General features: G+C 50.5%; 25 protein-coding genes. 10 read left to right on the plus strand and 15 right to left on the minus strand.

Annotated elements, in window-relative coordinates:
- The first annotated feature begins 2 nt into the window (after positions 1-2).
- Complete coding sequence (locus A1332_RS23190) at positions 3-584, plus strand: DUF4166 domain-containing protein (RefSeq protein WP_064010762.1); 582 nt, start codon at positions 3-5, stop codon at positions 582-584.
- Positions 585-1157: 573 nt separating this feature from the next.
- Here A1332_RS23190 and A1332_RS23195 read toward each other — a convergent pair.
- Positions 1158-2234 carry an alkene reductase gene (locus tag A1332_RS23195; RefSeq protein WP_064010763.1) on the minus strand — a complete coding sequence of 359 codons (1077 nt, stop codon included), beginning with the start codon at positions 2232-2234 and terminating at the stop codon, positions 1158-1160.
- A gap of 494 nt (positions 2235-2728) precedes the next feature.
- On the opposite strand from A1332_RS23195, the gene A1332_RS23200 reads away from it, so the two are divergent.
- Positions 2729-2992, plus strand: a complete 264-nt coding sequence (locus A1332_RS23200; protein ID WP_197491549.1) for a hypothetical protein — start codon at positions 2729-2731, stop codon at positions 2990-2992.
- A gap of 210 nt (positions 2993-3202) precedes the next feature.
- Here the strand turns inward: A1332_RS23200 and A1332_RS23205 are convergent, their stop codons facing one another.
- From A1332_RS23205 to A1332_RS23225, 6 genes are all read right to left on the minus strand, one after another.
- Positions 3203-3421: a DUF3820 family protein gene (locus tag A1332_RS23205; protein ID WP_064010765.1), complete on the minus strand. Its 219-nt coding sequence runs from the start codon at positions 3419-3421 to the stop codon at positions 3203-3205.
- Between the two features lie 160 nt (positions 3422-3581).
- Positions 3582-4625: an NUDIX domain-containing protein gene (locus tag A1332_RS23210; RefSeq protein ID WP_064010766.1), complete on the minus strand. Its 1044-nt coding sequence runs from the start codon at positions 4623-4625 to the stop codon at positions 3582-3584.
- Positions 4626-4636: 11 nt separating this feature from the next.
- On the minus strand, positions 4637-5146 hold the full coding sequence (gene nadE / locus A1332_RS26390; RefSeq protein ID WP_269454674.1) for an NAD(+) synthase: 510 nt from the start codon (positions 5144-5146) through the stop codon (positions 4637-4639).
- The gene (locus A1332_RS26395; protein ID WP_269454675.1) at positions 5100-6335 is read right to left on the minus strand and encodes a nitrilase-related carbon-nitrogen hydrolase; all 1236 of its coding nucleotides are present in this window, start codon (positions 6333-6335) and stop codon (positions 5100-5102) included. The genes nadE and A1332_RS26395 overlap by 47 nt, the downstream gene beginning before the upstream one ends.
- Before the next feature lie 20 nt (positions 6336-6355).
- On the minus strand, positions 6356-7546 hold the full coding sequence (gene pncB / locus A1332_RS23220; RefSeq protein WP_064010767.1) for a nicotinate phosphoribosyltransferase: 1191 nt from the start codon (positions 7544-7546) through the stop codon (positions 6356-6358).
- A gap of 9 nt (positions 7547-7555) precedes the next feature.
- A complete protein-coding gene (locus tag A1332_RS23225) occupies positions 7556-8404 on the minus strand; it encodes an isochorismatase family protein (protein ID WP_064010768.1) in 849 nt (282 codons plus the stop codon).
- A 168-nt stretch (positions 8405-8572) separates the two neighbouring features.
- On the opposite strand from A1332_RS23225, the gene A1332_RS23230 reads away from it, so the two are divergent.
- The gene (locus tag A1332_RS23230; protein WP_064010769.1) at positions 8573-9241 is read left to right on the plus strand and encodes an NUDIX hydrolase; all 669 of its coding nucleotides are present in this window, start codon (positions 8573-8575) and stop codon (positions 9239-9241) included.
- Here A1332_RS23230 and yfbR read toward each other — a convergent pair.
- The 5 genes from yfbR to A1332_RS23260 all read right to left on the minus strand — a co-directional run bounded on the left by yfbR (position 9236) and on the right by A1332_RS23260 (position 13121).
- On the minus strand, positions 9236-9859 hold the full coding sequence (gene yfbR, locus A1332_RS23235) for a 5'-deoxynucleotidase (RefSeq protein WP_064010770.1): 624 nt from the start codon (positions 9857-9859) through the stop codon (positions 9236-9238). The two genes, A1332_RS23230 and yfbR, sit on opposite strands and share 6 nt — an antisense overlap.
- Positions 9859-10641, minus strand: coding sequence for a retropepsin-like aspartic protease family protein (locus A1332_RS23240; protein WP_064010771.1), 783 nt, complete (start codon positions 10639-10641; stop codon positions 9859-9861). The genes yfbR and A1332_RS23240 overlap by 1 nt, the downstream gene beginning before the upstream one ends.
- A gap of 277 nt (positions 10642-10918) precedes the next feature.
- Complete coding sequence (locus A1332_RS23245; RefSeq protein ID WP_064010772.1) at positions 10919-11374, minus strand: hypothetical protein; 456 nt, start codon at positions 11372-11374, stop codon at positions 10919-10921.
- A 442-nt stretch (positions 11375-11816) separates the two neighbouring features.
- The gene (locus A1332_RS23255; protein WP_157204098.1) at positions 11817-12212 is read right to left on the minus strand and encodes a hypothetical protein; all 396 of its coding nucleotides are present in this window, start codon (positions 12210-12212) and stop codon (positions 11817-11819) included.
- Positions 12213-12812: 600 nt separating this feature from the next.
- Entirely contained in the window at positions 12813-13121 is a 309-nt protein-coding gene (locus tag A1332_RS23260) for a hypothetical protein (RefSeq protein ID WP_157204099.1), read from the minus strand.
- 428 nt (positions 13122-13549) lie between these two features.
- On the opposite strand from A1332_RS23260, the gene A1332_RS23265 reads away from it, so the two are divergent.
- A complete protein-coding gene (locus tag A1332_RS23265) occupies positions 13550-14080 on the plus strand; it encodes a DnaJ domain-containing protein (protein WP_064010776.1) in 531 nt (176 codons plus the stop codon).
- Between the two features lie 93 nt (positions 14081-14173).
- Here the strand turns inward: A1332_RS23265 and A1332_RS23270 are convergent, their stop codons facing one another.
- Positions 14174-14401 carry a hypothetical protein gene (locus tag A1332_RS23270; RefSeq protein ID WP_157204100.1) on the minus strand — a complete coding sequence of 76 codons (228 nt, stop codon included), beginning with the start codon at positions 14399-14401 and terminating at the stop codon, positions 14174-14176.
- Between A1332_RS23270 and A1332_RS25505 the strand changes: the two genes are divergently transcribed.
- The 5 genes from A1332_RS25505 to A1332_RS23290 all read left to right on the plus strand — a co-directional run bounded on the left by A1332_RS25505 (position 14390) and on the right by A1332_RS23290 (position 20579).
- On the plus strand, positions 14390-14698 hold the full coding sequence (locus tag A1332_RS25505) for a hypothetical protein (protein WP_157204101.1): 309 nt from the start codon (positions 14390-14392) through the stop codon (positions 14696-14698). The genes A1332_RS23270 and A1332_RS25505 overlap by 12 nt on opposite strands.
- Positions 14699-14983: 285 nt before the next feature.
- A complete protein-coding gene (gene sodB / locus A1332_RS23275; RefSeq protein WP_020484147.1) occupies positions 14984-15565 on the plus strand; it encodes a superoxide dismutase [Fe] in 582 nt (193 codons plus the stop codon).
- A 608-nt stretch (positions 15566-16173) separates the two neighbouring features.
- Positions 16174-16893: a PEP-CTERM sorting domain-containing protein gene (locus A1332_RS23280; RefSeq protein WP_157204102.1), complete on the plus strand. Its 720-nt coding sequence runs from the start codon at positions 16174-16176 to the stop codon at positions 16891-16893.
- A 94-nt stretch (positions 16894-16987) separates the two neighbouring features.
- Positions 16988-19249, plus strand: a complete 2262-nt coding sequence (locus A1332_RS23285) for a TonB-dependent receptor (RefSeq protein WP_064010779.1) — start codon at positions 16988-16990, stop codon at positions 19247-19249.
- 97 nt (positions 19250-19346) lie between these two features.
- Positions 19347-20579, plus strand: a complete 1233-nt coding sequence (locus A1332_RS23290) for a dockerin type I repeat-containing protein (RefSeq protein WP_157204103.1) — start codon at positions 19347-19349, stop codon at positions 20577-20579.
- Between the two features lie 260 nt (positions 20580-20839).
- On the opposite strand, the gene A1332_RS23295 is transcribed toward A1332_RS23290, so the two are convergent.
- The gene (locus A1332_RS23295; RefSeq protein WP_157204104.1) at positions 20840-21355 is read right to left on the minus strand and encodes a hypothetical protein; all 516 of its coding nucleotides are present in this window, start codon (positions 21353-21355) and stop codon (positions 20840-20842) included.
- A gap of 559 nt (positions 21356-21914) precedes the next feature.
- Positions 21915-22565: a glutathione S-transferase family protein gene (locus A1332_RS23300; RefSeq protein WP_064010782.1), complete on the minus strand. Its 651-nt coding sequence runs from the start codon at positions 22563-22565 to the stop codon at positions 21915-21917.
- 115 nt (positions 22566-22680) lie between these two features.
- Here A1332_RS23300 and A1332_RS23305 point away from each other — a divergent pair, with 115 nt between their 5' ends.
- Entirely contained in the window at positions 22681-23259 is a 579-nt protein-coding gene (locus tag A1332_RS23305) for a TetR/AcrR family transcriptional regulator (RefSeq protein WP_064010783.1), read from the plus strand.
- Positions 23260-23282 lie beyond the last annotated feature (23 nt).

Here is a 23282-nt window from a genome sequence, read left to right on the forward strand (position 1 = left end):
CCATGTCAGTATCATTGATGGAAAAAGTATTGGGCGACGACTGGCAACAATTGCCGGAAGTGATTCAAAGACATTATAAAATCAGCGGCGGCCAACAAAGCCGGTTAGTGGGTACGATGGAGATAGGCTATCCGAGCTATCTGTTGCCGTTGATCTGGGTGATTCATTTGTTCGGCGGCTTGTTGCTGTGGCGCGGGGAGGCGGCGCAAGCCGAAGTAGACAAGACCGCCAACGGCGAATGGTTGCATTGGCAGCGGACGATGACTTACGCGGACGGCAAAACCGACTGCTTCAGTTCCAGGATGAGCTATGCAGCCGACCACGAATTGATCGAAACCATCGGGTTCGGCTTTGGTTTGCGCTTGAACGTCAGCGTCCAAGACGGTAAGTTACTGTATCGCAGCAATGGCCATTTCTGGCAATGCGGTCCACTCCGCCTGAACATCCCGGATTGCTTATTGCTGGGTTCGGCAAGCATCAGCGAACGCGCAATTTCCGAGGACGAGTTCTATCTGGACTTCAGCATCCGCCATCCTTGGTGGGGAGTGAGTTATTACTACCGGGGTAATTTTCGTTATCGCTGATAAGGGTTAGCATTGGGCAATGCCGTTAAGTCAAGATCCGACCTTTGACGCCCCTAGTGCGAATAAATGGGCACCTTCAAGTTCCTAGCTTAGGGTATTGGCGCTGTGGGAACGGCAGCTACAGGGCCATATATAATGAAGCCTTTCCCAAACATGCATATACTTCAAGCCGTTTTGCAAGCCAGTTTAATCGCGGATAGGTCGGAAACTTCGGTCAGCTTAATTCTACTTTGTCAGATTATCTTCCAGGTCGTCATGCCCGCTGGGATACCCACAGGGCACAAGAGCGGGCATCCAGTGCCACGGATGACAAGCTTCGAGTCATCCATACAGCCTGGATTCGCTACGCGGTCTAACGGCTCCGGCAATCCATGCCGGAATGACGACCTTGAACAAGGTTAGTCATGTAATCTGACAAAGTAGAATTAAGGGTTAACGCTTGCCAACCAGGCGAATGCCCCCGGCGGCCATCACTACTAACAATGCAGTGACGAATATCGTATCCAACAGGCGTTTAAACCTTGGTCCCGCCTGAGACTGCACCACGGAATCGACTTCATCGCTGCTTGTTAGTTAACCCAGATCCGCTGGCAAACAAGGGTAATCGGTATAACCAATTTTCGGGTCCTGCCCCGCAGCACCATAAAAGGTTTCAGCATGGTAAGGGTTTAGAGGCACATTCAATTGCAGGCGGCGCACTAAATCGGGATTGGCAATGTAGTCCTTCCCAAACGAGACGGCATCCGCTTCACCGTCGGCAATGACTTGCTGCGCGGTTTCCCGATTAAAACCTTCGTTGGCTATCAGCACACCGCCAAAACGCTTTTTCAACGTCGGGCTAATACGATTTTCTCCGAGCGATTCACGGGTAAAAATGAAGGCGATACCGCGTTTGCCCAATTGCTCCGCCAGGTACCCAAATGTGCTTATAGGATCGGAATCGCCCATAGTATGCGAATCCCCCCTGGGGGCAAGATGCACACCTACACGACCGGCACCCCATACCGAAATGGCTGCATCGGTCACTTCCAACATCAAGCGAGCACGGTTTTCCACCGAGCCGCCGTAAGCATCGGTTCTTTTATTGGTGCTGTCCTGCAAAAACTGGTCTAACAGATAGCCATTAGCGCCGTGAATCTCCACGCCGTCAAAACCGGCACGTTTGGCGTTTTCCGCGCCTTGGCGGTAAGTCTCGACAATGCCGGGAATTTCGCTGATATCCAAGGCTCTGGGTATCACGTAATCCCGCATTGGCCGCAGCAAGCTGACATGCCCCAAGGGCGCAATCGCACTGGGCGCGACGGGCAACTCGCCGTTTAGGTAATCCGGATGCGATACCCGGCCAACGTGCCAGAGTTGCAGGAACATTCGTCCGCCGGCTGCATGTACCGCTTGGGTCACCTTGGTCCAGCCTGTCACTTGCTCATCCGACCAAATGCCGGGCGTGTCGGGGTAACCCACGCCTTGCGCGGATACGCTAGTGGCCTCGCTCAGGATCAGCCCGGCATCCGCTCTCTGCGCGTAGTATTCGGCCATCAACTCGTTAGGCACGCGGCCGGCGTTGGCCCGGCAACGCGTCAAAGGCGCCAGCACGATTCGGTTCGGTAAATTGATGTCCCCTACTTTGATGGGCTCAAACAGGTTGCTCATGTGGTCTCCCTATTAAATGCAATTGTTAGCTGTTTTACCTTACAACACGCTATCCAGCCAGGTATTTTATGGAAAGATGAAATCAGGAGGAACCATCGATCAATACCTGCCACCAAAAAAGTCAGTTCAAGAATAATCGTCAGTTAAGAGATGTTTAAGCCTGCGAGAGAACAATGAGCCGCAACTGAAGATCCCGGATAAGGAGGGTTTATGTTCAGGCTGACCACACTATTAGCAATCATCTTGCTCTTTTCGAGCGCAACATTTGCGGATGATGGAGACTGGGGCAATAGACGCCATCATAACTATCGGCGGGATAATTATGGGTATAACTATAACAACCCGCATTACCGAACATACGCGCCGCCACCCGCAGTGGGCTATTATCAGGCCCCGGCAGACTATTACAGGTTGCCGCCAGTAAGAGGATTTGTCTACCAACAGCCCATCCGTGCATCGCGTTGTGATCGGAATATACGGCGAGGTTGGTAGTCGTGAACACTAGAATACGCTTGGCGCTAATTTTTTTGAGTCTGACGATGTTGAGCGGCTGTGTGGCTTACGCGCCCTATGCCGATTCCTATCCAGCGACGTACACCCCATATGGTTATGGTAGCTACGGCTACAGTTACGGTTATTCAGCGCCAGTTGTGCCGGTACCCGTACCAATGTTTCGCGGCGGGTGGGGATATGGAGGCCATAGGGGCTATGGCGGCCATCACGGTCGCGGGCATTTCGGTCACCACGGGCATCATTAAGCTGAGTATCGGCCAAGTGGCACGTGACATTATGTCGCATTCTCAGCATTAGAAAACACTGATACTATATTCACCATTGCATAGATGTTCAGCGCAATAACTTCCTCCCTCAGTCCGGCCTCGTGTCGGATTTTTTTGCCTAAAAACTAGCCGTCTGATGCCGGGCAAATGCCGCCCAATGCAGGTGGTACAGATATCCAAGCCGATTAATCAGGACCTTATTTGTCTGAGCGGATCGAGCAGAGGTTTCAGGCCGTTGTGATCCATCTCCTGCATCAATGCCAATAGCCTGCCCAGTTCGCCGCCAGGAAATCCCTCGCGCGCAAACCAGTTGAGGTAGTGACCGGGCAAATCGGCGATGACGCAGCCCTTGTATTTGCCGTAAGGCATTGGAAAGCTAAGCAGCTTTTGTAAATCTTCGGGTTTCATTGAAGAATTTCCGTAACTATTCAGCACGAAGCGCAAACCCCTCGCTTGATAGAGAAAGTAGGTTGTGGCGAGTGAAAATAAGGCATTTTACCTATTTAATTCTCTTCTCCGCTGACCTGCTAAGGTTAAATGAGGCGCATTGTTCTAGTAACGCTCCTGATCAGGCTCGAATTGGCAGGAAGTTGCACAAGATAGCGAAGTGGTCTTCAAACAGCTCTTCTTCCAATACCGGTAGCTGCTTGATCGGTATCCAGGCTACAGTTTCAAGATCGTCCGCGGCCCTGATCTCAGGCCAAGTCTTATCCGGCCAAGGTGTTGCCAAAGCAAAGTGATGCGCATGAGTAATGACGCGTCCACGGCACGATCTTCTTGGGTGGGAAAAAACTTTAACGTGTTGCAGACAATCTCGCAAACTGGCATCTGGCACGTTCAGGCTGGTTTCTTCCTTCAATTCGCGGATCGCGCCTTGCAGCAAGGATTCGCGTTTTTCCAGGAAGCCACCGGGGATAGCCCATAAACCTTTGCCTGGATGATTCTTGCGTTTGCCAAGTAATACATGATCGTTGCAGGTAACCACGGCATCCACTGTAGTCGAAATAACATCCCAGGGAATGCCGGCGTAGACTTGATTCTCTTGATCGATTTTGGCGTATTCGGCTTTTAATACCGCGTATTCAGAACTGTTTGACCAATCATTTAAAAATTCCCGCACCGGTATCGAAATGCGACTGGCGATGTTTGCCAAGGCTGTCTCCGCGCTTTCCGCCGCAAACAACTGGTTGCGCAACGCCGTGGCATCGATATCAAACTCTGACTCTACCTCCACCATGGACCAATCTGGAAAGTTATCCAGATAATAAGTGGTATCGTCTTTTTTAAAGCCTACCAAAGCGACCTGGTCGGCTTCGGAAACACATGCGCCAACCTGCCGCCTGACATCGGCATTCCAAAGTGTGTCGTCGTAATAATCCCGCACCGGTATAAACCGCAGGCGGGCTTGATCGCTCTCCGGCAACGTGGCTGCGATCATGGCGGCACGTTCGGTCCATTTAAACGGATTGCGGATGTTTCTGGACTGGAAGGACGAACCGACAATCACCAATACCTCATCGGCGATTTCCAGCGCCTGCTTGGTTAGCTGCTCATGACCCTTGTGATAGATTTGGTAACGGCCTATTACTATGGCTTTTTGGTATTTCGTCATGAGCATCACCCTTAGTGCTTGGCCGCAATGGGCATTTGCCGGCCGGCGCCAAACGCTCGTGGCCGCACGCGAATGATGGGCGGCGCCTGCCGGCGTTTGTACTCGTTGCGCGCTATCATGCCGACGATGCGTTGGTACACCGCTTCGCCGGCGGCGGTGGCTCGATAGCCTGCTACAAACTCCTGGGCTTGTTGGTATTCCCGGTCAGCCAACTGCTTACCTTCAATCAACAGTTTCAAGATTTCATCCAGCACCTCGTAAGGCGGCAAGCTATCGGTGTCTTTCTGATCGGGCGCCAATTCGGCGGATGGCGGTTTCGTTAAGATTGCTGCGGGAATGATCTCGCGATTGGCGCGCTGATTAATATAGGCCGATAAGCGATACACTTCGGTTTTGTAAAGATCGCCGATCAGGCCCAAGCCGCCGTTGGTATCGCCGTACAGCGTGCAATAACCGACCGATATCTCGCTTTTGTTACCGGTGGTAAGGACCATTGCACCGGACTGATTGGAATAAGCCATCAGGATGGTCTCGCAGGCGGGCCTGCAAATTTTCCAGGCTCAAACCGCGCAGCTCTTCGGTAAAACTACTTTTAAATTGCTCGCCAAAATCGCTCACCAGCGTCTTGATCGGATAGCTGTAAAGTTGTACGCCCAAGGCATCGCAAAGCAGTTGCGAATCGCTCACCGAACCGCTACTGGAAAATGCCGACGGCATCGTGATGGCGATGACATTCTCCGGCCCCAAGGCCTCGACGGCAATGGCAATCGTCAGCGCCGAATCGATGCCGCCCGACGAACCCACCACGACTTGCTTGAAGCCGCAACGCCGCACATAGTCGCGCAAGCCCAACAAAATATGTTGCAAAATGAATTCCTGATCGTTATCGACTTGGGGTTCGGCCGGTTGCGCAATGGTTTGAAATCCGTCCTCTACAAAATTCAGCGCATCTATTACGGTTTCAAAGGCCGGCCACTCGCGCGCAATCTCGCCGTTGGCGTTCACCGCAAACGAAGCCCCGTCGAACACAATACTGTCTTGCCCGCCGACTTGATTGACGTACAGTATCGGCAACGCGTGTCGGCGTGCCGCTCCGCAAATCACTCGATGCCGCTGTGTGCGTTTACCGATATTGGACGGGCTGGCATTGATGCTGACCACCAAATCCGGGCGAATTTCAGCAAGCGCTTCGTAAGGATTAACCGGATAATCGTCGGCATTGTCGTTCCAGCCGTCTTCGCAAATCATCAGCCCGACCTTGTAGCCGCGGATCTCGATACTAACCGCGCCCTGTTGACCCGGTTCGAAGTGACGGCGCTCGTCGAAAATATTGTAGGTGGGTAGTAATTGCTTGTGATATTCGGCAATCATTTCGCCGTTACGTATCGCAATCAGCGCGTTATACAGCGGTTTGCCGGGACCGCTAGATTTTTTCGGCATGCCGACAATGGCGGTGATGTCTGGAAACTGTGTTGAAAAAGCGGTCAGCTCCGCCAGCGCATCGTAAGCTTTGCGGATAAACGCCGAGTCGTTCAACAGGTCGCCGGGGTAATAACCGCATAAAGATAGCTCCGGGAAAACCAAGAGTTGCGCCTGCTGTTCGCCGGCTATCCGGAAAGCATCCTTGGCAATCTCCAGGTTGCCGGCAAAATCACCGACCATCGGATTGATTTGGGCAATGGCGACGGTCAAGGCATTACGTGTAGACATAAAAAATTCCTATGCAGAATTTAGGCGTAGTGATTAAAAATCTGCCGCAAATAGGCAATAAAGGTTTGGTCATTGCATAAGGTCTTGCCGGGAGCGTCAGACAATTTAGCCACCGGGTCGCCGTTACAGCGCACCAGCTTCATCACAATATTCAAAGGCTTGGGGCCGCCAAGATCGTTGGTCAAATGGGTACCTATGCCAAAGCCCAGCTGAATGCGGTCAGCAAAATGCTGATACAGACCAATCGCCTTGGGAATATCCAAACCATCGGAAAACACCAGGCGTTTGCTGTGAGGATTGATGCGCAGTTTTTGATAATGGGCGATGGCTTTCTCACCCCAAACCACTGGGTCGCCGGAGTCATGCCGTAGGCCGTCAAACAACTTGGCAAAATACAAATCAAAATCGCGCAGGAAAGCATCCATGCCGATGGTGTCAGTCAACGCCACCCCCAGGTCGCCGCGAAATTCCTGCGCCCAATCTTCCAAAGCCATGCGCTGAAACTCGCGCAGCCGCACCACATGGGCTTGGTAAGATTGCAGATACTCATGCGCCATCGTCCCAATCGGCGTTAAACCGAATTGTTTGGCCAGATACACGTTGGACGTGCCTTTGAACAAGCTTGGCACTTCGGCTTGAAACGTCCGCACCACTTCTTCTTGCCAGCTACCCCAGGCGCGCCGGCGTAAACCAAAATCGAAAATCTCGAAGGCATGGGTTTTTGCGGGTTGCTCGGCAAAGGCTTTCAGGGTAGCCAATTTTTCCTGCAAACGACGGCGGCCTTCCACCAGCAGCGCCGCCTGGTCGAAGCGACGAAAATACAGTTCCGAGACGATGTACAAACAAAATATCTCGAAATTCATCACATGCACTTGCGGGCCCTGGGCTTGAATTCTCAGGGTGTCACCTTCGGCAAATGCCTTGATGTATTTGCTTCTAAAGCGAAACAAGGACAGGAACTCGATAAAATCCGGCTTCAAATAACGCAGCTTGGCTAAATAGGCCAGTTCGTCATCGGCGAATTGTAAGGAACAGAGATGATCCAGTTCTTGTTTGACATCGCCCAGCAAGTCAGCCAGCGGATATTCCGGTGTGCTCCGGCAGATAAAATCATACTCTGCGCTGGCTTCCGGCCGCTTATGCAGCATGGTTTGCCACATCGGAAATTTGTATAAATCGTTTTCTAGCAGGCTTTTGACGATGGCAGTCATGGGCATTCCTTAAAATTTAGTGTTTGCGGGGACGAGTTCTAACGCAATTTCGGCGCTGGTCGCCAGACGAATACCCTGAGAGCGCAGTTCGGTAAAAAATTGCTCGACTGCCGCTTCAAATCCACTCACCGGACTCATGCAGTCAGTCAGTACTACCAGTTTGTGTTTTAGCCCGGCAGCTCCGAACTGCAAGATGTCGTTAATCGTTTCCTTGACGCAATGACTGCTGGCTTGGCCGGCGATTAATATACGATCCGACCGAGCGAGCATTTCCAACACAGCCCGATTCAACCCCGTGGCCTGATCGGCAGGATCGGGGATGACAGCCTTTAACGCCGAAAAGCTTTCCGTCCAAATGTTTTCGCCTTTTTGCATAAAGGTAACGGGCTTGCCGGTCCGCGTTTCCCAATTGCTTAAGGCTTGGGCCAGTTCAGTATTAAGATTGTGTCCCGGTGTACCGATTAAACAATGCGGCGGCCACAGTATAAAAGGCCGCTGCATCTGTTCCAGTTGCGTCAGGTAGTTTAGAACATAATCGTTTTGCTCCGGTGACACCGGTGTGGCAGCCAGGCGATAACGGCCTGATAAAAAATCAGCGGCGGTCACCAAGGAAAAAGGCGGCGGCGCTACGCCGTGTTCAGTTAGCCAAGATGTGTTGTGAGCTAGATCGATCATATGATGGGTATCGAGCGTGGCGATAATGCCGCTAATGGCAAGTCCAACTCGCTCAATCAGTTGCGCCAGTCTCAGGCAATCCTGATAGGCGCCGGGCACAGGTAGGGCCGGAACATACCCTTCGGTAGCGTGATCGCAGAAATCGTTTTGCGCATCGATGATCAATAATTGAGTATTTGGCATGGGCTTTAACCTGCAACAATATTTGAGTTGGGCTTAGCTTAACCAAGTTAGTTACATAATGCAACTAACAAAAATATTTCACGACCCAGTTTTTATAAAGGTATTGATAGAACTGTTTATAATCCTTTACTAAGTAAGATCCCTCGCATCGCCCAACTCAATATTGATATGTCCGAGTCAATTATTTCAACCGTCGATATCGTCTTGCTGATCATCAAAGATGATCGCTTGTGTGTCACGCTGTCCAAACGCGACAAAGAACCCTATGCAAACCAGGAAGCCTTGCCCGGCGGTTATATCCACGCCCAAGACGATAGGGATTGCCTGGACGCTGCCGTACGCATCCTGCAACAGAAAACCGGCTTGCTACCGCCCTATTTAGAGCAACTGAAAACTTTTGCCGGCGCAGCGCGAGATCCGCGCGGCTGGTCAATCTCGGTGGTGTATTTTGCCTTGGTCGATGCCGATTTGATCCTGTCCGCAACCAATCCGGGCCTGACGATTTGGCCAGTGGATGCCTTGCGGCGCTTACCGTTTGACCATAACGAGATCATAGCTGCCGCTGTGGACCGAATTCGCAACAAATCGCAGTATTCCTCCTTGCCTTGTTATTTGGCGGGGGAAACCTTCAGCCTGCCAAGATTGCAGAAGATTTACGAGGCCTGCTTAGGCGAAACCTTGAACAAAGTCAGCTTCCGACGAAAAATGGACGAACTAGGGGTATTGGAAGCAGTGTCTGGGCAGACCGAATCAGCCGGTGCGCATCGCCCGGCGCAGCTTTATCGGCTGAAAAGCGAATTTAAAAATCAGTTGAAACTATTGGTGCGCGGACTATAGAGCCCGGTCTTTTTCGGAATCGCTTTTTTGCATTAAGCCATCCAGGGTTAAACCGCAGCTCGGCGCAAAGGCCTGCATAAAAAACACCACTTCCGGCTGTTGCAGTTCATGAATATTTTTAGCCAATTGCTCGGCGGCCATTTCAAACTCGGTATTGCCGGCCTTGAGTTCGGCCTGGCATTTTAGGTAGGCCGAAATTTTATCGGCCGCTTTGATGATGTGCTGATGAGCCTCCGGCAGGCTTTCGTGTTGAATAAATGATCCAAAATCCTCGCGCAAGGCGTCCGGCAACAACTTCAACAGCTCGGTTTCGGCCTGTTGTTCGATTTGCTTATACGCGCCGAGTATCGCCGGCGAGTGGTATTTGATAGGTGTCGGTAAATCGCCGGTAATCACTTCGGTCACATCATGATACAGCGCGGCGGTAGCTATGGCGTTGGCGTCGACTTGACCGGCGAAGTAGCGATTTTTGATCAAGGCCAGGGTATGGGCAATCACGGCCACCTCCCAGCTGTGCTCCATGACGTTTTCTTCATGGGCGTTGCGCTTCAAACCCCAGCGCTTGATCCAACGCAAGCGCGATAGGTAAGCATAAAAACTGCTGCTAATGGCTGGCATCAATGATCGCTGTAAGTTGTGGTGCAGACCTTATGTTCATCGCAATGCACGGTCTTTTCGATGGTCGTGGGCTTTTTAATCGCTTGATTGGCAGCCATAGTCTCCAGGCTGGTCATGGACTGATTCGCGGGTCTGTTGCCGGCTTGATTATTGGCTACCAAGGTCAGCGTATTGCCGGTTTGCGTCATCTGGAAATATTTTAAAGTATTCATCCCAATCAACACTTCATCCAGATGATCGTTGATGTGCGCATCAAGATTTTTGATGACGGCACTGCCCAAAACAAGGCTTGTGATTTGAGTCGCGCGATCCGATACTTTGCCGCCAGCGGTATTAGATTGCACCACCCCGCCAACGGGCAAACCGGCTTGGATTGCCATCCTGCTGGGAATCACGGTTTTGGTAGCACCAGTATCGATCAGAAAAGGCATGGGCACGTTATTGACCAGCACCGTGCCGCGAAAATGACCTTGGGGGTCGGTTTTCAAGACAACGCCGCCGGCTTTGGGGGAAATCAGATTGGATTTTGGCTGGGCTTGCGGAGCACTAGCGACCGGTAGCGGTATCTCCGTCTGCCTTTTGGCCTGTTGGAACGTCAAAAAGGCATCGGCGCCGTACCACAGTGCGGCAATGGTTAACACCGGAAACAACAGGTAAGGCGCACTGCTGGGTGTTTTTACCTGACGACGCGGGGTTTTCTGATTGACAACAAAATCGGGACTGTTGCCTGGCGACGCCTGTTTATATTTTTCCCGGTAGTAGTCGCGGTCCTGTATACCCATGTTCTGTTCCGATAATCAGCGTTCAGCGAAAAACTCGTAACATTTTCAGCTACGCGCCGATTATTACCTAAAACACATCATGCCGGTGAGCGGAAGTGGGAAAACTGCGTGTCGTTTCGGGGAAAACAGCTATTCGCAGCTAAAGACAGAATCAGAGATCATCGTAAATTGGATGCCCAAACCCTGGAAACTTAAAAGGTCGGCCATGGCCATTCCAGGCTTTTTAAAACTGGGTTTCGCTTGGCTCAACCCAGTCCTATGCCCATCAATCCGCCGGTTACGCGAAATACAACTCGCGCAATTCACTCTTCGATGCGGCGCTTAACTCTTTGCCATCGCTTTTGCGAATAACCGTGTACACACCTTTACCCAGAACGATTTCCTCACCATCACTGGCAAAGCCGACGACATTATGATTGGCGTCGAAAGGAATACGATGCAGGCCACCGTTGTGGCTGTTGAAGTCGGCAATAATGCCCATATGCGGCGGGTTTTTAACGGAATCCCACCAAGGCAGTTTGCCGGTATCCTGCGCCCAAGTTTCACTCAAGGCTTCTGGCGGCAGGCAACGCTCGACCAAGTATTGGCCGATCACAGCAAATTGCATACGGGCGATTTTCTCGGGTTCGGTGCCCACCATATCCCGAGTTTCAAGAATATCGCCGCTCAGAAAGGCATTGCTTGCAGAAACGACGCGGTTCCAGATGCCGTCAAGATTTTTGTGTTCAAACATTTTATTCCCCTTAGTCAATTTGATTTTGGACAGGCATCAACAGCCAAGCAAAATCATGACCAAGTTCCACTGGCTGCAACATCGGGAAATAACTATTTGTTTTTAAATGCTTAAGGACGCTCTGCTTAAGTCCTTCGACAGGCTCAAGGCGAACCGTATGTTATTGATTCCGCTCGTGGCGAGCTTATCGAACCACTTGTGCCCTGAGGGTATGAGCGCAATCAACTTGTTCAGAGTTTCCTTATACATAGAAAACCAGCACTTTCTTGGCAACCCCAAAACCCGCAAAAAAACAGCCTAACCCAGGGAATGCTTAACAACAGTCCGACAATTTATCGAATTCCCGACAAAAACGCTCTGGATCATAAGGTAAATTGTAGCGAAAAAAGTGTCGAAAGCCTGAAGCGTTTTTCATGCCAACGATCAATAATCAGATTTATAGCTACCAGCGACCGCGATGGTGATTCTCAAACCGTGGCATTTGCTGCGGTTGCGGTGGGTAGACGAAACCCCTTACAGGCGGTAACCCATAATAATCGGCTGGAGCCTGATAGCCTGTCGGAGGCTGAGGAATGTAGCCGCGATAACCACCCTGATAGCCTTGATAGCCCTGGTAACCTTGATTGCCTTGATTACTTTGATAGTCTTGATAATCCCGACCCTGATTGTAGTCATTCCTGTAATCGTCTCGGCGATTGTATTGCTGCTGTTCGGGTTGCTGTTGGTATTGTCGCTGCTGCGGCTGTTGACGAGGTATATAGACCCAGTCATCCTGATCGCCAAAAGCCGTGCCTGACAAAAACCAGCCAAATACCAAAATCATTGAATGCCTGACCATAAATCCTCCTAAAGTGGGATTCTTCAGCGTTAGCACATTATCGCTCCTCCGGACGCAAAGAGCACTCAAAGCTTGGATTATTCAATTACATCGCTTGCGATTATCCATCTATGGTCGTCAGTTTCATCGCAGTTGGAAATAGCCTTCTTACAAACACAAAAAAAGCCTCTACCGTAATCAGCGGTAGAGGCCATAGAGTGTCGCGGCCAGGAGGAGCCGCTAAGAGGTCACACAAAAACTATATATGAGCGGGCATAGCCAAATTCAAGTTGCTGGCTAAGGACGCAGTACCAAACAAGAGCGTGGACAGGATAAATTGACCAGACATAAAGCTCAGCATGCCAATGACAAAAAACGTTCCGGTCATCGCGTCTCTGTATAAGCTTTTTGAAGTATTCATCTGGTTCACCTTTTTGTGTTTGGTCGCTTTGTAAGCACGACTTCACTATAAACCCATCCATTAAATAAACAATTATGTGTTTATTGTTTTATTTGTTTCTTATTTAGAAACTATTTCGAGAGGCATTTGGGAGAAACGCGGCAATATCGGGATAATCAGCAATTTTTCTGATGTCGCGCAGCAGGTGCGGGAGTCAGATTTTATTCATTGTCTCCAGCCAATGCAGTGTCAACAGCTCGCAAAATGTAGTCGTTGTTACGAATATCCCGTGCGAGCGCCACAATCTCTTCATAGGCATAATTGTGCAAATTGAAGCTCATCTTGTCGATGCGATTGTCGTCAATGAATATGTCGAGTACCAACAGCACAGAGTTGTCGTACTGATCAGTGTTATCAAGCACCTTAACGCCGGCCACGATTCTCATGTGTTCATCGATGACATTGATGTATCGCAACGACGATAAATGTTCGATTTGTTCGGGAGTTAATACTTTGTTATGGGTCATCATGAATCTGAAATAGGGTCTGGGGCGCTTGCGGTTTAATTGAGAGCGTTCGTTCCAAAAAGCTTGGCTTCAAATACCAGCCAAGTGCTCCAACACGGATTATTGGGAATTGTAGACTCTACAAACTTCATGCCAGATATGTCGGTACAACTTGGTGGATGCGGAAATTCTTCCGTTACCTAACGCCTGGTTTTCAAAAAAGGCTATCTCTAAAGCTAACTCGCTCGTCATCGTCGGGGATAAAGCCCGATTTAACCGTGCCGTTTTATTGGTGTGCTACTTGCTTACTTAGTAAAAACTCATGTCCAAAGGGCTATTTTTGTAATGTTTACCTCAAACCATCCCACAATTGTTGCTGACTCCTGGACGACATCCGACCAGCAGCACCTTGCCTAGTGGTCATTGTCACGGCGAAGACGAGGAGATATCCCTTGGATGACAAGTCTGCGGATGATGAAGAATGGGTCATCTGGAATGGCGCGCTCGGCCTCGTCACCACGGTGGTGATCCAGCGGGTCGAAGCGAGTGCTGGCGGTAGAATCGCCTGGCTGGATGAACCCTTCGACATGGTCGGCCCTTTCAGTTTCGACGAGCTAAACACGCACGGTCGAATCGCCTACGCCGCGTGTATCGTTATGTCGCGCCAGAGATGGCAAGACGACCAAGTGGAACTGCGGCGGGAGTCCCTGAAAATTCGCCGCGCCACAGAACAACGCATAAACGAAAAATTTGAGCGCCTTTATGGCGGCCAGCGCCGGCATCAAGTCAACCGCAAGCCATTGGACGAACGGCATCACCGTCAAACACTGAATCTGCCAATCGACGGGACGCTTGAATCATCGCAGATTAAAACAGCTTTTCGACGGCTGGCCCAAAAGGCCCATCCCGATGCCGGCGGCAGCAATGAACAGTTCATTCGCATTACGGAAGCACGCAATGCATTGCTGGCGCACATTTCGTGATTGCTACCAAGAATCTGGATTTACGTTTGTGGATATCACCTAATTCAAAGTACCGGCCACTTGGCGAGGTTTTATGATGGTCATCGTAAAAGCTCACGGCGCGCAACTAACCACCAGTTCATCACTGTATTGACCCACCTCCATGTCTTTCAACACATAAACCGCCGTATAACGGCGCAGCTCCGGCTTTCCGGCAACCAATAACGGACGGTTATCCACATAGCGGGTCTGGGTATCGCGCGCCAGAAACACAAATTCGCTTTCATTCTCGCGCTGGGAATAGATATTGATGCCGTCGCTTTTAAATTTTTGAAAACTCAACACCACATTACCGCAGGTCTGATCGGCAGCCTTCAGCACCGGTTTGGCATCAGTTATTCATTAGTCACTATATTTTTTATTGCGGCGATAATAGGGAAATATGGTCATCGAAGTAGCCGTCCTTTAACCCAGCAAGAGATTGCCGCAATTCAACAGATTCAGCAGGATATGAGGGATTTTAAAAATGGGAAGAAAGATTTTTATACAGACGACGATGACTTGAACCAGCGTGTGAAAATACTTGAGGAACAAGAAGATATGGAAAAAGACCCAACTGAACTTTATTTTAGAAGATAGCAATCTCGGTTAAAACCCAAATGATTTTTTTGATTCAAATTAATTCAGAAAGTACATATTAAGGGAAAGCAGTAAGCCGGGGCGAAAGTGGGGATTGTTGACAAGTTTTCTGACTCTGTGGACTTTCCCAAAATCATGCTCACTTGAGAAAGATACTTATAACTTGTTGATTTACAATGCTGATTGTGTTAAGCATAATTCTTTATTATAATGCTGGGTAATTAGGTTCGGGCTATAAGTCCGTACCTAATCACTGCTGCTGTTCAATCAATCTGGAGAATAAAGATGGCTTTTGAATTACCTGCATTACCGTACGCAAAAGACGCATTGGCGCCGCACATTTCCGCAGAAACGATCGAATTCCACTACGGCAAACATCACCAAACTTATGTCACCAATCTGAACAATCTGGTTCCCGGCACTGAGTTTGAAGGCTTGTCTCTGGAAGAGATCGTGAAAAAATCCTCTGGCGGCGTATTCAACAACGCAGCGCAAATCTGGAACCACACTTTCTATTGGAACAGCCTGTCTCCCAACGGTGGCGGCGAACCTACCGGTGGTCTGGCGAATGCCATTGAGAGAACTTTTGGTTCTTTCGAGAAATTCAAAGAAGAATTCACCAAATGCGCGGTTACCACTTTCGGCTCAGGTTGGGCGTGGTTGGTGAAAAACGATAAAGGCGGTCTGGAACTGGTTAGCACCAGCAACGCCGGTTGCCCGTTAACTGCCGGCCAAACGCCGTTGTTGACTTGCGATGTTTGGGAACACGCTTATTACATCGATTTCCGCAATCTGCGTCCTAAATATCTGGAAGCATTCTGGGCATTGGTTAACTGGGAATTCGCCAGCGCCAACTACGAAGCTTAAGCACTAATCGAGTGCGGGTGAGCGTCCTCATAAGCTCTACCGCACTCTTTCACAGTTTTCCCGATGGGCAGCTTTTTAGCGAAAAACTTGCTTTGCACTTTTCGCTGGCGCCCCTGTCATCAGAACGGAGCATTCTGCTCAATCTCAATATTGGAAGTCAGGCAACGGAAAAGCTTTGATTCCGACCCCGCGGCACCGGTTTTAGCTAGCCTTTGAGTGTAGTTAAACTCTGTTCGCCTTCGATTGATTGCAGCGAGTCTTCAGCGATCGTCTGCCTGTTAAGCCCACCCAGCAAAATCACTAGTCACACCGCTGCCATTTTCGGCGCAACGTTCAGTCCGCGCTGTTTTCCCTGTTTCCGCCTCAGGCAGCTAACAGCGAGCGCCGCAGTCACGAGCCAGTCAGTAATAGCTTATTTTGTTTACCCCACCAGTCAGCGCAATTCCTTACATAGCCGAATGTTGCGTGGCAACTACCCTCGCATCAGCGCGCGAGCAAGAATTGGTTGATTCTTTCGATATGTTATATTATAACATTCGCTGCCGGATTGTGATCTGCTTAACAGAATGTCCGGCCAATGTGTGATCAATCAATTTTTGGAGAGTGTTATGGGCTATCAATGGTTAAAGCCGACATTTGTGTTGGTATTAGGTTTGAACATTTCAGTAAGTTTTGCGGCAGACCAGCATCAGGGTGATATTCAGCCCTGGAAAGTAGGTAGTCAGGTCTTTACCAATGGCGACGTGTTTGAGGCGGATTTTGGAGACTTGCCCGGTGGCGCATACCGCACCGACGATCCGGGATTCGATGCCGATACAGCTTTAGGTGCTTTTGGCGCTGGAAATTGGCTACGGTTTCAAGGGCTCGATTCACTCAAATTCTGGAACGGATCTTCCTGGTCAAACACTGTGCTTAACGGGGAGCATATTGAATTTGAAGACGTCCTCGGCAATGTAGCAACCTTCAGCACGAGCGGCGTGACAAATGCTATAGGGGTAATCGATCAACTTGATAGTGCTGGGGATCTACATTCGCATCTTGACATGTCGATTCGCAATGCCGGCAATTCGTTGGGCGGCAGTGTGGGGGCCTATTGGGTCACTTTGCAACTATTCGAAACAGCGCCCGACTCTCTGGTGCCGGTTTCAGCAGCCTCCGCACCGTTTTCTATCATTTTCAATCGCGGACTGGCCTCGGCAGATTTTGAAACCGCCGTGTCTGCTACCTTGGCCGCTGTACCGGTGCCTTCTGCAGTTTGGTTGTTTGGGTCGGCGCTTTTCGGCTTAGTGTCGGCCGGACGCCGCCGTTTAGAGCGTGTTGCCGCCTAAGCTACAACCAATCATCAATCCGCGTGTAGGTATTGTCGGGTGCCATCAAACGCCCGGCAAAGCCGAATATAGTGACTGATGCCAGGACTAATACATGAGAATTCGTTTAAGGCCAGCGCGTAGAGCTTTGATCTCGCTCTGTTTGATTACCACTACCCTAGCTAACTCGAATATCGCAAGCGCCGAAACAGCTCCCCAGAGCAAGGACGAGGCCGAGGGCATCGAAGAGGTTACAGGGACGCTGGAAACTGTAGAGGTCGTAGGCAAAGTGTTTCATACACAGCAATCTCCGCAAGAATCCACGATCAAAGGGGATGCCCTGTATCTGCAACAAGCCGATACCCTAGGCAAAACGCTGGAAAGCCAACTCGGCGTTGCCAATGCGTCGTTTGGCCCCGGGGTGGGTGTTCCGGTGATTCGCGGCTTGAGCGGCTCTCGGGTTCGTATCATGCAGGATGGAATCGGCAGCCACGACGCCTCTACCATCAGCCCTGACCACGCGGTCGCCATCGAACCACTATTTGCCGAACAAATCGACATAGTGCGGGGACCAGATACCATTCGGTATGGCGGAAGTGCAATCGGCGGCATGGTCAATGTCAAGGACAATCGCATTCCGGAGCGGGTGCCGACAAATCCGGTGGAAGGCGCAGTGGAAAGCCGCTTCGACACCAACGCCGATGGCAACAATTCGGCGTTCAAACTGGATCTCGGTGAAAACATGATAGCCCTAAGGTTAGGCGGTTTCTATCGTCATCGAAACGATACGGAGATCCCCGCAGAAGCGATTGATGCTGACGCAATTCAAGCGCAATTCGGTTTAAGCAATATTCTCAACGCAGAAAAGACCATTCCTAACACAGATAGCGAGAGTTCCGGCGGCTCGGTGGGCTTATCGTGGTTAGGCGAATCGGGGATGGCTGGTATGTCTGCCAGCCATTACAGCAATCGCTACGGCATACCCAAGGGTAGCCACGGTATTGATCCCACCCATTTAGACGGCCTGGAATTGATATTACCGGAGATTGACATTAGCGGTTTTGAGGACATATTGGGCCCGGAAGCACTCAATCCCAGTATCCGGATAGGGATGATCCAGAACCGCTATGATTTCAAGAGCGAATGGTATCCGGCTATCCCCGGCATTGAGCGCTTGGCTTTTCGTTATGGCATCGTCGACTACGAACATACCGAATTTGAAGGTGGCCAACCCTTCACTGTTTTCAATAACCAAGCGGCGGAAGGTCGTTTCGAAATCGATCATAAGCTGTTCGACAATTTCACCGGTACTTTCGGCGCACAGTGGTTGGATAGAGACTTTTCCGCGCTGGGCGTTGAAACGTTCGTCCCGCAAACCCGTAGCGACACCTTAGGCCTATTCACCTTACAAAAACTTAAGCTGGCTTCATGGACCTTAGAGGCTGGACTGCGAACCGAACGCATCCGTATCGATCCTTTAGCCAAATCCTTGAGATTCCCCGCACCACCCAATCAGCCAGCTGTCTACCCTGATGTAGCCCTACCCAACGATCTGAGTTTCCGCGCTGATTCAGCGTCTCTGTCGGCACGCTGGGATGTGCTGGATAGCGCCAGCCTGACCTTGGCATTGAGCCGAGCTAAGCGAGCCCCGGATATTCAAGAGTTATTAGCGTTGGGGCCGCACTTGTCGACACGCAGTTTTGAAGCCGGCAATGTGCAACTGGACAACGAAACCGTCAACATGGCTGATCTGGGTTTTGACTGGCGCTCAAACAGGTTGGCAGCCAAAGCCAATGCTTATTACAACTGGACTGAAAACTACATCTATCAAAAGATAGACCCGGGTGGTTTTTACAACTATCACGAGTCACAGTTTTACTCTGAGTGTGTCAGCACTGCCGATTGCCTACCCATTTATGCTTATGACCAGCGAAATGCGCTGTTCGTAGGCTATGAAGCCGAGGCGCAAGCCACTTTAGCAGACACTCAGTTCGGGCAACTGAAACTGACGCTGTTTTCCGATTGGGTCAGAGGCCAATTCGCCAATGGTGATCGGGCGGACGTGCCGCGTCTGCCACCGCTACGATTCGGTGCGGAAATAGGCTTTGGCGATTCTCTGTGGAATATGTCCTTGCGGTACACCCGTGGCGAAGCACAAAACCACCCTGGCGCCAGCGAGACGGCTACGGCCGGTTATCACTTGCTCAACGCCAGCGCGGATTATCACTGGAAAAGCCTGGAACCGCTGGATTTCTGGTTGTTCGCCAAAGCATCCAATTTGTTAAATCAAGAGATACGCAGTTCGGTGTCGTTTCTGCGCAGTTTCGCCCCGGAGCCGGGGCGTAGCGTTGTAATTGGCTTTCGGGCCACTTTTTAATCTCCTCGGCAGGCTATCCAGCTATATGCCGAATAAATGGGAATTCAATACAGTGAACATTCGACAACTTATCAAAACAAGTCAATTAGGATTGATATTGCTGGCAGGTGTTAGCTCCAGCGCACATGCCGTGCATCTGGACGTGGAAGTTTGGGGTGATAGCGACAAAATGTCCGCTGGTTTCTGCCGCACTGCTGGCGCTGTAGGCTGTGATCTCGCTCAATTGATTGCCAGCTTGCAACTGCCACCCAATACGCTACCGACAGATGGTGCGACCGGCAAAATGATATTTTTGACCGATTTCCGCGATTTTGCGGGGGGGCCCAATAAAACCCCTAACCCTGGCTTCCAATCAGTACAGAATGCTTTAAACCCTGGAGAATTGATTCGCTATCGGGCGATCGGCATCCTGCAATATTGGGACACCAACAGCCGAACCTGGAATCCTGCTCCCGCCAACGTGCGTATAAAATTGGCCGGAGGTGTAGACCCCGGCTTGGTGATTACTGATTACAACCAATGCGGTGGCCAACTGTTCTGTTTCGCCGGGACGGGCAATCAAAGCGCAGTCACCCTTTATCGCGGCACCGGGGTTTCCGGGAGTGCTGAGATGGTTGTTGATGCCGGCAACAATCAAGGTAGTATGCATACCCATTTGAACTGGTTTTTGGAGAATAATGCCGGCGTAATTGGTGGACCAATCGGGGCTTATATGTTGGAGATGCAAATACTTTCAAATCAGCGCAGCCATCCATCCGAATCGTTCTATGTGATGTTCAACGGCGGTCTGGCTCTGGCGGATTTTTCCGAAGCTTTGCTAGATCGTGTTAGTTCCTTTCCGGTAGCGCCGCCGTCATCGACTTTGCCGGTTATAGCTAGCGCCGGCGAGGATCGGGTTGCCCGGCTTGGCAGTACCATAGCACTTGATGCCAGTGCCAGTAGTGATCCGCAACCGGGCCCTAGTCCGTTGAGCTATAACTGGACGCAAACAGTGGGAACAGCGGTAAGCTTGGTCGGTGGTAATCAACAAACGGCGAACTTTCTGCCAAATGTGCCGGGCAACTATACGTTTAATCTAAGTGTCAGCGACGGTGCAACCACCAGTTACGATGAAGTGACTTATACGGTACCGAACATCGGCGATGTGGATTTAGATGGCGATATAGATCGTATCGACGTAGCTTTGATACTTTTGGGAGCTACCCAAAGCCCTAATGCCGTCGCCAACGATGTCCGCGATTTGGATGGAAATGGCGTCATCACTAGTAATGACGCAAGTATTGCTAAAGTCCGATGCAGCTTAAGGCTTTGCTACCCTACGCGCCGCTAATTAGGTCTTCGTGTACTGATAGAGTCGATAATATAAGGCTCATGCTTAGTGAGACGGCCTTGGTTATTGCTGGTATCCCGTTTGAGCTGCGCTTGTTGAAATCTCAGGGTCGTCGAAGATTTAAAAGCCTAAAAATCTTAAAGGAGCTTCTAAAATTCGTGATTCCCGCTTATGCGGGAATCTAGTTCGTTAATTTCACTGATCTTAAGATTCCGCAGAAGCCGCGACTATGAGTATCAGAAGCTTCCTTAAACCCACCTTCATTTTTTTACAATTATCTGCTGCAAACCTGTGCCTAAAAAATCGTCCGGACGCAGCACTTTTTTGCTCAAAAACAGGATGCTTTGTTCTACCAGTTTGATGTCCACAAATGGGCAAACGCAACGGTAAATAAAATAAATAAACTCTGTGCAGCTAAAGCTTTTGTGGGTTTCAAAATCAAAGCCAAAATCGTAGGCATACCCTAGATGAGCCAGCGCCAACCGTTTAGCCTGGGCGATTGCGTTTTTACTGGCGACTGTATCGCCGCCTTTTAAAGCTTGGTAAATTCGCTCTTCCTCTGGGCTAAAATCCGGTGTCTCCATGCTGCCGACTTGTACTTTCTGCTCTGTTTGTTTGCCAAGCCGCTCCGGCAAACGCAAGATGGCGATCTTGTCGCAACGGCTAAATGTCAAAATATCTTCCATAAACACGCCTTCGGCCATGGAGTGCACCACCATTTGTTTGCCGGGGGTGAACCAGTCTTTGCCATTGTCCTGCTGACTGGCGCGTGCCAACGGCCTGTCCAACTCGTCCGTGGCTTCGCCGTAATAAAATCCGGCATGGCTAAGGTGCCTCCGATAAATTTGCCGTCCAGATAATTATCGTAACCGCGCAACAGGATATCGCCCGGTTGTAATGTGTCGAGTATCTCGCGCAAGTCCGGGCCTTTAATGCGATAAGAACCGGGATCGTAAATGATGAACATCGGGTGCGGGTAAATTTTGATATCGCCGAAAAAAGTTAAAAACTTTTCCCAGGGACTCTGCCGACGGGTCTTCGGGGTTGCACTCATGTTCGGTCTCCTTGTCGCTGGGTTATTAAAAGCGCGTACCTGACTATCTTCCTCCTGGGGGCTTATCGACGCAAGGCGCATGCATAATGCCGCTAATGAACCGTGAGTTTTTGAACTTGCTGTGGGATAGCCGCGGCAGACTTGCTGGCCAGGGGCTGTGATCGAATGAAAAGGTGGTGTTATAAAACCGGCCCTTAAATATCGTCGCTCCTGCGAAGGCGAGAGCCCAGGGATTTTTAAGGACCAGGTTAATAATGCAAAGCGAAACGCTGAAACGGGCCTTACTTGCTACTAAAAAAGGCCTCCAATGCTTTTGCCCGGTCGGCGCTGACTATCTGCGCGTGTGGCCGGCTTTCGATCAGTTGTATATACGCCTCAATGCCCGGAATATGCGTGGTCACCAAATTCTCGCCGTAAATTTTTTGGGTGGCAAAACCCACCAATTGCAGATGCGGCCAGGCCACGATGTCTGCCGTACTAAAGCTGTCGCCCAGCGCATAGGGCGACAATTTCAGTAGCTTGGCTAAACCTTTCAGACCGGTATCGAGCTTGGTCCGGACTTCATCCTTGGTTTCTTGCGATGCGGTATTACCGAACAGGGCTTCACCATAAAGACGGCGAGCGATCAACTCGACGTTCAGTTCGAGATGCTGGATAAATTCTCGGCATTTACCGCGTTCGTAGGCATCGGCCGGATACAGCGGATGTTCCGGAAACGCATCTTCCAGATACTCCAGGATTGCTTGCGATTCCGATAGATAACCGTCGCTGGTTTTTATGAACGGGATTTTTCCCAGCGGCGAACGTTGCAACAAGTCTTCGCTCTGGCTGGGTGGGGTAAACTCTTCGATGAACGCTATATCCTTTTCCATCAACGCAAATTTGATTTTGTTGTAATAGTTGCTGATTGCTAAACCGTATAAAGTAATCATCGAATAATCTCCAGTAGTTGAATTAAAGACTGCGGCATAACAGACCGGTCAGTCTATTGAAATAATACATACCGGTCTGTATAGTTGCAACATGTTTTTTCCCCGGTACTCAATTATGGCCCGCAATCTCCACGATCACATTTTGCAAACCGCCTCTGCACTGTTTTACAGCCAAGGCATCAAGGCCACCGGCGTCGACGCGATAGTAAAAGCTGCCGGGACCACCAAGATGAGCCTGTATAAGTACTTTCCGTCAAAGGACGATTTGGTCTTGGCGCATCTAAGCAAAAGCAGAGATGCCATGCTCAATCGCATCCTGGCTGGCGTGGAATTGCGCGCCAGCGAACCCAAGCAAAAGTTGCTGGCGGTATTTGCGGTATTCGATGAGTTGTTATCCAGCCCGGAATTTCGCGGTTGCCCGTTCATCAACGCCTCCGCCGAATTTGCCGAAGCGTCCAACCCGGTGCAGCTGGCCGCCGCCGAATTTTCCGACACCTTCCGGGAAATCTTGGCGGATTTGGCCCGGCAAGCCGGCGCGCAGGACTCGGAATCACTGTCCCGGCAACTGGCCATGCTGATTTCCGGGGCTATAGTCAGCGAACAGATGCGCCGACAGTCGGGGGCGATGCGTACCGCTGCGGCGGCTGCAAACATCCTGATCGAGCAAAGTTTAAGCCGCGCGGAACCAGCTTAATCCGCGCTGCCGGCAACTGACAT

The sequence above is a fragment of the Methylomonas methanica genome (genome assembly GCF_001644035.1).
GTDB lineage: Bacteria > Pseudomonadota > Gammaproteobacteria > Methylococcales > Methylomonadaceae > Methylomonas > Methylomonas methanica_A.